Genomic DNA, 9,233 nt, shown 5'->3' on the forward strand with positions numbered 1-9,233 from the left:
CTTTCCCAGCAAATAAAAAGACAAGCCCGAACTTTCATTCGGGCTTTTTTTTTTCGTTCCGGATAATCCTTATCCGACGACGCTACTCGGTGCCACTTTTATCCGTTTTTCCTGCCATTTGCGCGAGGAAGTCATAGCGTTTTTGCAGATCGGCTGCGGCATCTTTCCATAACTGTTCCGCCACTTCTGGCTGTTGCGAATTCAGACGGCGGAAACGTTGCTCATGGAGCAATGTCTCTTCCAGAGCCTCTGATGGCGGACGAGAATCCAGCGCCAGTGGCAGTTTGCCTTCATCGGCACGACGTGGATCAAAGCGATACAGCGGCCAGAAGCCGGTTGCGGTGAGTTGGCGCATCTGGTCGTGGCTCAATGCAAGGTCATAACCATGCTCTTCACACGGGCTGTAAGCAATGATCAGCGACGGCCCCGGATAGGCTTCCGCTTCCTGAATCGCTTTTACCGTCTGGTTCAACTGCGCGCCGAGAGAAATCTGCGCCACATAAACATGACCGTACATCATCATACTGACGCCGAGATCTTTACGCGCTTTGCGTTTGCCGTGTTCGCCAAACTTAGTCACCGCGCCAAGCGGCGTTGCTTTAGACGCCTGACCGCCGGTATTGGAGTAGCATTGCGTATCCAGTACCAGAATGTTGACGTTTTCCGTCAGGCTCAATACATGATCCAGACCACCGAAGCCGATATCGTAAGCCCAGCCGTCGCCACCTATCAGCCAGATTGATTTTTCCACCAACGCATCAGCGTCGCGTAGCAGTTCATGAGCTTCACTCACATCTTTGAGATGCTGGCGCAGCGTGGCAACCTGTTCGCGACGAACGTCTGGCGTGGCGTCTGATTTCAACGCTGCCAGTAACTCCGCCGGGATTTTATCGGCAAACTGATCCAGCAGACGCAGCACGCGGACACGATGCTGATCGACTGTCAGGCGGAAGCCCAGGCCAAATTCGGCGTTATCTTCAAACAGTGAATTCGCCCAGGCAGGACCTCGACCATTGGCATCAGTGGTATACGGTGTGGATGGCAGGTTACCGCCGTAAATTGACGAACAGCCCGTGGCGTTAGCGATTAACATCCGGTCGCCATAGAGCTGAGTAAGCAATTTGATATATGGCGTTTCGCCACAACCGGAACAAGCACCAGAATATTCAAACAGCGGTGTGATTAACTGCGAAGTCCGAATATCAATACGTTCCAGTTTGCTGCGGTCGATTTCTGGTAAGTTCAGGAAGAAGTCGTAATTGATTTTCTCTTCTTCGACATGTTCCAGGCGCGACATCATATTGATGGCTTTAATCTCTGGATTCTGACGGTCTTTCGCCGGGCAAACTTCGACGCACAGGTTACAACCGGTGCAATCTTCCGGTGCGACCTGCAACACATATTTCTGCCCGCGCATATCGCGCGATTTGACATCCAGCGAATGCAGGCTGGCAGGGGCGTTTTCCATTGCTTCGGGTGGCACCACTTTTGCGCGAATAGCGGAGTGCGGGCAAGCAGCGACGCAGTGGTTACATTGGGTACAGAGTTCCTCTTTCCAGATGGGGATCTCTTCGGCGATATTGCGTTTTTCCCAGCGAGAGGTTCCCATTGGCCATGTGCCGTCTGGCGGTAGCGCCGAAACGGGGAGGGCATCGCCAAGTCCGGCGAGCATCGCAGCGGTAACGGTTTTAACGAAATCAGGTGCAGCATCGGAAACCACCGGCGGACGATTTGCACTATGTGGATTGACCGGCTGTAACGGGACTTCTTCCACGGATTCTCGCGCCAGCGCCAGTGCCTGCCAGTTGCGCTCCACCAGATCCTGGCCTTTGCTGCTGTAGCTTTTGGCAATCGCGCCCTGCAATTCAGCCAGGGCGCTGTCGCCAGGCAGAATTTGTGTCAGGTGGAAAAACGCCATCTGCATTACGGTATTAATACGAGCCGCTAGTCCACATTCACGCGCGATTTTCGCTGCGTTAATGACATAAAAGCGTGCTTTTTTCTGATTCAGCACCGCCTGCACTTCTTGCGGCAACCGCGACCAGACTTCATCGGCACTGTACGGCGTGTTAAGCAGGAAAATACCGCCGGGTTTCAGACGTTCTGCCATCTGATATTTGTCGATAAACTGCAACTGGTGGCAACCAACAAAATCAGCCTGGGGAATCAGATATGCAGAACGAATGGGATGTTCGCTTACGCGCAGGTGAGAAACTGTCAGACCACCGGCTTTTTTGGAGTCGTAAACAAAATAACCCTGCGCATACCACGGCGTGGAGTTACCGATAATCTTGATATTGTTTTTAGTCGCGGAAACGCTGCCATCACTGCCCAGACCATAAAACAGGGCTTCCAGCTTCGCGGAGTTTGGCAGGGTATTTTCTGGCAATGGTAGCGACAGATTGGTTACATCATCGTAAATACCTACGGTAAAACGGGGTTTGGGTTTGGCTGCGTTAAGTTCGGCAAATACTGCCAGCACACAATCCGGGCCAAACTCTTTGGATGATAAGCCATAGCGCCCGCCAATGACGCGTGGCAGTGTTTCACGCTCACCATTATTAAAGGCTTCCGCCAGCGCGGTCATTACGTCCAGATACAGTGGCTCTGCCTGGGCGCCCGGCTCTTTGGTACGATCCAGCACCGCGACAGTTCGCACGGAGTCTGGCAATGCTTGCAGTAAGTGTTTGGCGGAGAACGGGCGGTATAGTCGAACTTTCAGCACCCCGACTTTTTCGCCACGGGTAAGTAACTCATCAACCACTTCTTCACAAGTACCGATGGCAGATCCCATCAGGATAATCACCCGTTCTGCTTGTGGATGCCCGTAGTATTCAAAAGGCTGATACTGACGACCCGTAGCGGCGGCGAAATCATTCATCGCCTGTTCAACATGGTCGTAAACTGCGTTGTACCACGGGTTGGTGGCTTCACGTGACTGGAAGTAGGTGTCCGGGTTAGCCGAGGTGCCGCGAATTACCGGATGTTCCGGGTTCAGCGCGCGGGCGCGGTGGGCATCAATTTCTGCCTGCGGCATCAGTTCAAGAATCGTGTCGTCAGCCAGTGGAACGATTTTGTTGATCTCGTGGGACGTGCGGAAACCATCAAAAAAATGAATAAACGGCACACGGCTTTTTAGTGTTGCGATATGTGAAATGAGAGCGAAGTCCTGCGCTTCCTGAACGTTTGCTGCACACAACATGGCGCAACCGGTTTGGCGCACGGCCATCACGTCTGAATGATCGCCAAAAATAGAGAGCGCATGAGTAGCGACGGTACGCGCTGCTACATGCAGTACAAACGGCGTCAGTTCGCCCGCCAGTTTGTACAACGTCGGAATCATCAGCAGTAAACCCTGCGATGATGTAAATGATGTCGAGAGAGCACCCGTTTGCAAAGCGCCGTGCACAGTCGCGATAGCACCAGCTTCTGACTGCATTTCAACCACGCGGGGCGTATCTCCCCACACGTTTTTCAAGCCGTTTCCGGCCCATGCATCGGCCTGTTCCGCCATCGTGGAACTTGGGGTAATAGGGTAGATGGCGATAACTTCACTGGTGCGAAATGCCACCGAAGCTACCGCGCCATTACCATCAATTGTGATCATACGACACCCTTACATTGCGCAAATGAGGGGCACACGAAAAAGCTGCGTGCCCAGTAGTTATCTCTCAATTTTAGCAAATGGCTTTCTGTTGCATTTTCGCTTTTGTGTCCCCCATATCAGCGTAATGAATGTTTTGATCAAACAGTGGACAAAAAAATAGCCATAAAAAAGTAACAATGCGTTGCAACACACATAGTTGTTCTCGACGTAGTCGTCTGTGCTGCCTATTATTTACGGCTGTGTCGTTTGGTTTAAAGATTAGAGGAAGTAAAGATGCGAGCAGTGTTGTGGGTCGGGTGTGCCGCTTTATTGTTATCGGCGTGTAGTAGTGAACCAGTTCAGCAGGCAACTGCGGCGCATGTGGCGCCTGGTTTAAAAGCGTCCATGTCCAGTAGCGGTGAAGCAAATTGCGCGATGATTGGTGGTTCGCTATCCGTTGCCCGTCAACTTGACGGAACGGCTATTGGAATGTGTGCATTACCCAACGGCAAACGCTGTAGCGAACAGTCACTTGCCGCCGGAAGCTGTGGCAGCTATTAATTCATTAAATCTGCCAGTTTATAAGTTAATGTCTGTTTCGCGGTTGCCAGCGTCAACTGGTTGGCGGTCAGATCTACCTGCGCACCTTCTTTCAGCATTTCGCTGATGGTGTGATCGAGTTCGTTAAGCTGTGGGTTGGCACACATCATGCGGGTCATTGCCCGTCCTTTAACTTTCAGTTCACCGCCAGAAAGTTTACCCTCGCCGCTAAAGCGGTTGCACATGTTGCCAGAAATCATCATCTTTTCACCAAAGCTGATTTCTGGCGGGTTTTTATCGCTGGTAACAGGTTGACCGTTGACACTTTCCAGCACAAAGCGGTGATGCTGTAATTGTTCTGGCGTCACAGCAATTTTGTCATTACTTACACATCCCGCCATCAGCAGGCTTAACGCAACAAGCGTGGCTACTTTCTTCATTTTGGTTCTCAACTTAAGGTATAAATCAGGTGCTGACTGCCGAATGCAACGCGACGCGCCTTACCCGTCCTACAAAATATATTTTAAGAATAGTGGATGAAAGATCTTTGGGGATTATCTGAATAAGCTCCCCTGGTTTGCAGGGGAGCAGCAGGATTAAACCAGTTCGTTCGGGCAGGATTCGCCTTTTTCCAGATTGCTTAAGTTTTGCAGCGTGGTCTGGGAAATACTGGTCAGAGCTTCTGCCGTCAGGAATGCCTGGTGTCCGGTAAACAGCACGTTATGGCAGGCAGACAGACGACGGAACACGTCATCCTGGATCACGTCGTTGGATTTATCTTCAAAGAACAGATCGCGTTCGTTTTCATACACGTCCATCCCCAGCGAGCCAATTTTCTGGTTTTTCAGAGCTTCAATTGCCGCCTGGGAATCAATCAATGCGCCACGACTGGTGTTGACGATCATTACGCCGTTTTTCATCTGATCAAACGCCGCCTCATTCAGCAGGTGGTAGTTCTCCGGCGTTAGTGGGCAGTGCAGGGAGATAACGTCTGATTCAGAGAACAGGGTCGGCAGATCGACATACTCCACACCGAGCTCCAGCGCCGCCGCACTTGGGTACGGATCGAACGCAAGCAGACGCATACCAAAACCTTTCAGAATGCGCAGCATCGCCACACCGATCTTACCGGTGCCGATAACGCCCGCTGTTTTGCCATACATGGTAAAGCCAGTCAGACCTTCCAGAGAAAAGTTGGCGTCACGGGTACGCTGATACGCGCGGTGAATACGGCGGTTCAGCGTCATCATCATACCGATAGCGTGTTCAGCGACGGCTTCCGGATCGTAGGCTGGAACACGGACTACTTTCAGCCCAAGTTCTTTTGCCGCATCAAGATCGACGTTATTGAAACCGGCACAGCGCAGGGCGATATATTTAACGCCGTGCTTTTTCAGCTCTTCCAGCACCGGGCGGCTGCCGTCATCGTTTACGAAAATACATACCGCTTCGCAGCCATTGGCGGTTTTGGCGGTTTTTTCCGTCAGCAGAAAGTCAAAAAATTCCAGCTCAAAGCCAAAGGACTCGTTAACCTGTTGCAGGTACTTCTTGTCGTACTGTTTTGTGCTATATACGGCGAGTTTCATAAGACTTTCTCCAGTGATGTTGAATCACGCTTAAGCTACTAAAAATATTTTACAAAATATAAAATATAATTGAAAGCTATAGCCATATTGAAAAATTCATTAACAACTATGCTTAGTGTAGGCGCAACCTTCAACTGAACGGTTAAACATGCCACAATACCCGTATTGAATGCTTAATTTTTCGCTAAATCAGGATATTAACTACCCATGTTGGGTAAATATAAAGCTGTTCTCGCGCTGCTATTACTGATTATTCTTGTGCCGTTGACGTTGCTGATGACGCTCGGATTGTGGGTGCCCACGCTGGCGGGCATCTGGCTACCGCTCGGTACACGTATTGCATTAGATGAAAGCCCACGCATTACGCGTAAAGGTTTAATCATTCCCGATCTCCGTTATCTGGTGGGAGATTGTCAGCTTGCACATATCACCAACGCCAGTCTTTCACATCCCAGCCGCTGGTTATTGAATGTCGGTGCCGTAGAACTTGACTCTAATTGCCTGGCTAAATTACCACAGGAAGAACCCTCTCCAGCCGCGCCGAAGACCCTCGCGCAGTGGCAAGCCATGTTGCCTAACACCTGGATCAATATTGATAAACTGATCTTTTCTCCCTGGCAGGAATGGCAGGGAAAACTCTCTCTCGCGTTAACCTCTGATATCCAGCAACTGCGTTATCAGGGCGAAAAAGTTAAATTTCAAGGCCAGCTTAAAGGGCAACAACTTACAGTCAGCGAGCTGGATGTCGCCGCGTTCGAAAATCAGCCGCCGGTAAAACTGGTGGGAGAATTTACCCTGCCGCTAGTGCCGGATGGGCTTCCTGTAAGTGGCCATGCTACTGCGACGTTGAATTTGCCGCAGGAACCGTCGCTGGTGGATGCCGAACTTGAGTGGCAGGAAAATAGCGGGCAATTGATTGTGATGGCACGAGATAACGGCGATCCATTGCTCGATTTACCATGGGAAATTACACGTCAGCAATTGACGGTAAGTGATGGTCGCTGGAGCTGGCCGTATGCAGGTTTTCCCCTTAGTGGACGGTTGGGTGTCAAAGTCGATAACTGGCAGGCCGGGCTTGAGAACGCATTAGTCAGTGGTCGGCTGAGTGTGCTGACCCAGGGAAAAGCGGGTAAGGGCAATGCGGTGCTTAATTTTGGCCCAGGAAAATTAAGCATGGATAACAGTCAGATGCCACTGCAGCTGACCGGTGAAGCGAAACAGGCGGATCTTATTTTATATGCCCGTTTACCGGCACAGCTAAGCGGAAGTCTGACTGACCCAACGCTGGCCTTTGAGCCTGGCGCGTTATTACGTTCAAAGGGGAGAGTCATCGATTCACTGGACATCGATGAAATCCGCTGGCCTTTAGCGGGGGTAAAAGTCACTCAACGTGGTGTTGACGGGCGCTTGCAGGCTATTTTGCAGGCACATGAAAATGAACTGGGCGACTTTGTGCTGCATATGGATGGGCAGGCGAACGATTTTCTCCCTGATGCAGGACGCTGGCAGTGGCGTTACTGGGGAAAAGGCAGTTTTACCCCGATGAATGCCAACTGGGATGTCGCAGGAAAAGGTGAGTGGCATGACAGCACGATTACGCTTACCGATCTTTCGACCGGTTTCGACCAGTTGCAATATGGCACAATGACGGTGGAAACGCCGCGCTTAATTCTTGATAAACCCGTTGTCTGGGTACGCGACGCTCAGAATCCGTCTTTTAGTGGTGCGCTTTCGCTGGATGCAGGGCAAACGCTTTTCACGGGGGGCAGCGTGTTACCGCCATCAACCTTAAAATTTAGTGTTAAAGGGCGCGAACCAACTTATTTCCTCTTCAAAGGCGATTTACATGCTGGCGAGATTGGTCCGGTACGGGTAAATGGCCGCTGGGACGGTATTCGTCTGCGCGGTAACGCCTGGTGGCCTAAACAATCACTCACTGTATTTCAGCCGCTGGTGCCACCTGACTGGAAGATGAACCTACGCGATGGCGAGCTGTATGCTCAGGTAGCCTTTTCCGCTGCGCCTGATCAAGGCTTCCGTGCGGGGGGGCATGGCGTATTAAAAGGTGGCAGCGCCTGGATGCCTGATAACCAGGTCAACGGCGTCGACTTTGTACTACCGTTCCGTTTTGGCGACGGTGCGTGGCACCTGGGGACGCGGCGACCTGTATCATTACGTATTGCTGAAGTGGTTAACCTTGTGACGGCAAAAAATATCACTGCCGATCTTCAGGGGCGTTATCCGTGGACCGAAGACGAACCCTTGCTACTGACCAATGTGAGTGTTGATGTTTTAGGCGGTAACGTGCTGATGAAACAATTACGTATGCCGCAGCACGATCCGGCGCTATTGCGCCTGAATAATCTCTCATCCAGTGAACTGATTAGCGCCGTCAACCCGAAACAATTCGCTATGTCAGGGGCATTTAGTGGTGCTTTGCCATTATGGCTGAATAATGAAAAATGGATTGTAAAAGATGGTTGGCTGGCAAACTCAGGCCCCATGACTTTACGTCTGGATAAAGACACGGCGGATGCAGTAGCAAAAGACAATATGACCGCCGGAACCGCTATCAACTGGTTGCGCTATATGGAAATTAGCCGTTCATCGACAAAAATTAATTTAGATAATCTCGGTGTATTAACCATGCAGGCAACGATCAGCGGTAATAGTCGGGTTGATGGCAAAACAGGCACTGTGAATCTTAATTACAGTCACGAAGAGAATATTTTTACGTTATGGCGCAGTTTACGCTTTGGCGATAATCTCCAGGCGTGGCTGGAACAGAATGCCCGTATCCCGGAAAATGGCTGCCCGTCAGGAAAAGAATGTGAGGAAAAACAATGAAAATAGTGATAGCCGCGCTCGCGTCTTCTTTTATGTTGGTTGGTTGCACTCCGCGCATAGAGGTGGCTGCGCCGAAGGAGCCAATCACCATTAATATGAACGTTAAAATTGAGCATGAGATCATCATCAAAGCGGACAAAGATGTTGAAGACCTGCTTAAAACCCGTAGCGATCTTTTTTGAGGTAATGATGAAAAGAACATTACTCATAATGGTGTGGATTATTGGCCTGATGAGCAGCAGTGCGATGGCATTGACCCTGAATGAAGCCAGAAGTCAGGGGCGGGTCGGTGAAACGCTTAACGGTTACCTGGTGGCGCTGGAAACGGATGCCGAAACACAGGCATTGGTAAGAGATATTAATGAAGCTCGTAATCGTAGTTACCAGCAACTGGCAAAGCAGAATAATGTATCCACAGATGAGATAGCGAAACTGGCAGGGCAAAAACTTGTCGCTCGCGCGAAGCCGGGTGAATATGTGCAGGGGATTAATGGTAAATGGTTGCGAAAATAAATCACTATTAGAAACAAAATATCTATATTGGCATTATTTTATAATACTGAGCATTATTAGAGTGTAAGTCATTGTTATTAACATTTCTTATATATCCTCTTGTTATAGCGGTAAATAATTTCAACTCATCATCAAAATAGATAAAATTTAATATTTTATTT

Annotated in this window: 7 protein-coding genes; 4 read left to right on the top strand and 3 right to left on the bottom strand. The window is 50.2% G+C overall.

The features are described from left to right. Positions 1-82: 82 nt before the first annotated feature. The gene (nifJ, locus tag C3D30_RS13215) at positions 83-3,607 is read right to left on the bottom strand and encodes a pyruvate:ferredoxin (flavodoxin) oxidoreductase (RefSeq protein ID WP_105286970.1); all 3,525 of its coding nucleotides are present in this window, start codon (positions 3,605-3,607) and stop codon (positions 83-85) included. Between the two features lie 273 nt (positions 3,608-3,880). Between nifJ and C3D30_RS13220 the strand changes: the two genes are divergently transcribed. Further along, positions 3,881-4,147 carry a putative hemolysin gene (locus tag C3D30_RS13220; protein ID WP_001203005.1) on the top strand — a complete coding sequence of 89 codons (267 nt, stop codon included), beginning with the start codon at positions 3,881-3,883 and terminating at the stop codon, positions 4,145-4,147. On the opposite strand, the gene hslJ is transcribed toward C3D30_RS13220, so the two are convergent. Further along, on the bottom strand, positions 4,144-4,566 hold the full coding sequence (hslJ, locus tag C3D30_RS13225) for a heat shock protein HslJ (protein ID WP_105286971.1): 423 nt from the start codon (positions 4,564-4,566) through the stop codon (positions 4,144-4,146). The genes C3D30_RS13220 and hslJ overlap by 4 nt on opposite strands. A 156-nt stretch (positions 4,567-4,722) precedes the next feature. Continuing rightward, positions 4,723-5,712, bottom strand: coding sequence for a D-lactate dehydrogenase (gene ldhA / locus C3D30_RS13230; protein ID WP_000762228.1), 990 nt, complete (start codon positions 5,710-5,712; stop codon positions 4,723-4,725). A 207-nt stretch (positions 5,713-5,919) separates the two neighbouring features. Between ldhA and C3D30_RS13235 the strand changes: the two genes are divergently transcribed. Genes C3D30_RS13235 through C3D30_RS13245 form a run of 3 tightly spaced genes read left to right on the top strand, consistent with a single transcriptional unit; the run spans position 5,920 to position 9,072 of the window. Continuing rightward, a complete protein-coding gene (locus C3D30_RS13235; RefSeq protein ID WP_105286972.1) occupies positions 5,920-8,559 on the top strand; it encodes a YdbH family protein in 2,640 nt (879 codons plus the stop codon). Continuing rightward, the gene (locus tag C3D30_RS13240; RefSeq protein WP_000706311.1) at positions 8,556-8,741 is read left to right on the top strand and encodes a YnbE family lipoprotein; all 186 of its coding nucleotides are present in this window, start codon (positions 8,556-8,558) and stop codon (positions 8,739-8,741) included. Before C3D30_RS13235 ends, C3D30_RS13240 begins: the two co-directional genes overlap by 4 nt. 7 nt (positions 8,742-8,748) lie before the next feature. Next, positions 8,749-9,072: a YdbL family probable chaperone protein gene (locus C3D30_RS13245; RefSeq protein ID WP_000831644.1), complete on the top strand. Its 324-nt coding sequence runs from the start codon at positions 8,749-8,751 to the stop codon at positions 9,070-9,072. Positions 9,073-9,233 lie beyond the last annotated feature (161 nt).

It is taken from the genome of Escherichia sp. MOD1-EC5433, from assembly GCF_002966005.1.
Classification (GTDB): Bacteria; Pseudomonadota; Gammaproteobacteria; order Enterobacterales; family Enterobacteriaceae; genus Escherichia; species Escherichia ruysiae.

Bases quoted from the DNA above. Each gene is read 5' to 3' on its own strand.
- hslJ (WP_105286971.1), bottom strand. From the start codon at position 4,566: ATGAAGAAAGTAGCCACGCTTGTTGCGTTAAGCCTGCTGATGGCGGGA.
- C3D30_RS13220 (WP_001203005.1), top strand. From the start codon at position 3,881: ATGCGAGCAGTGTTGTGGGTCGGGTGTGCCGCTTTATTGTTATCGGCG.
- ldhA (WP_000762228.1), bottom strand. From the start codon at position 5,712: ATGAAACTCGCCGTATATAGCACAAAACAGTACGACAAGAAGTACCTG.
- C3D30_RS13240 (WP_000706311.1), top strand. From the start codon at position 8,556: ATGAAAATAGTGATAGCCGCGCTCGCGTCTTCTTTTATGTTGGTTGGT.
- nifJ (WP_105286970.1), bottom strand. From the start codon at position 3,607: ATGATCACAATTGATGGTAATGGCGCGGTAGCTTCGGTGGCATTTCGC.
- C3D30_RS13235 (WP_105286972.1), top strand. From the start codon at position 5,920: ATGTTGGGTAAATATAAAGCTGTTCTCGCGCTGCTATTACTGATTATT.
- C3D30_RS13245 (WP_000831644.1), top strand. From the start codon at position 8,749: ATGAAAAGAACATTACTCATAATGGTGTGGATTATTGGCCTGATGAGC.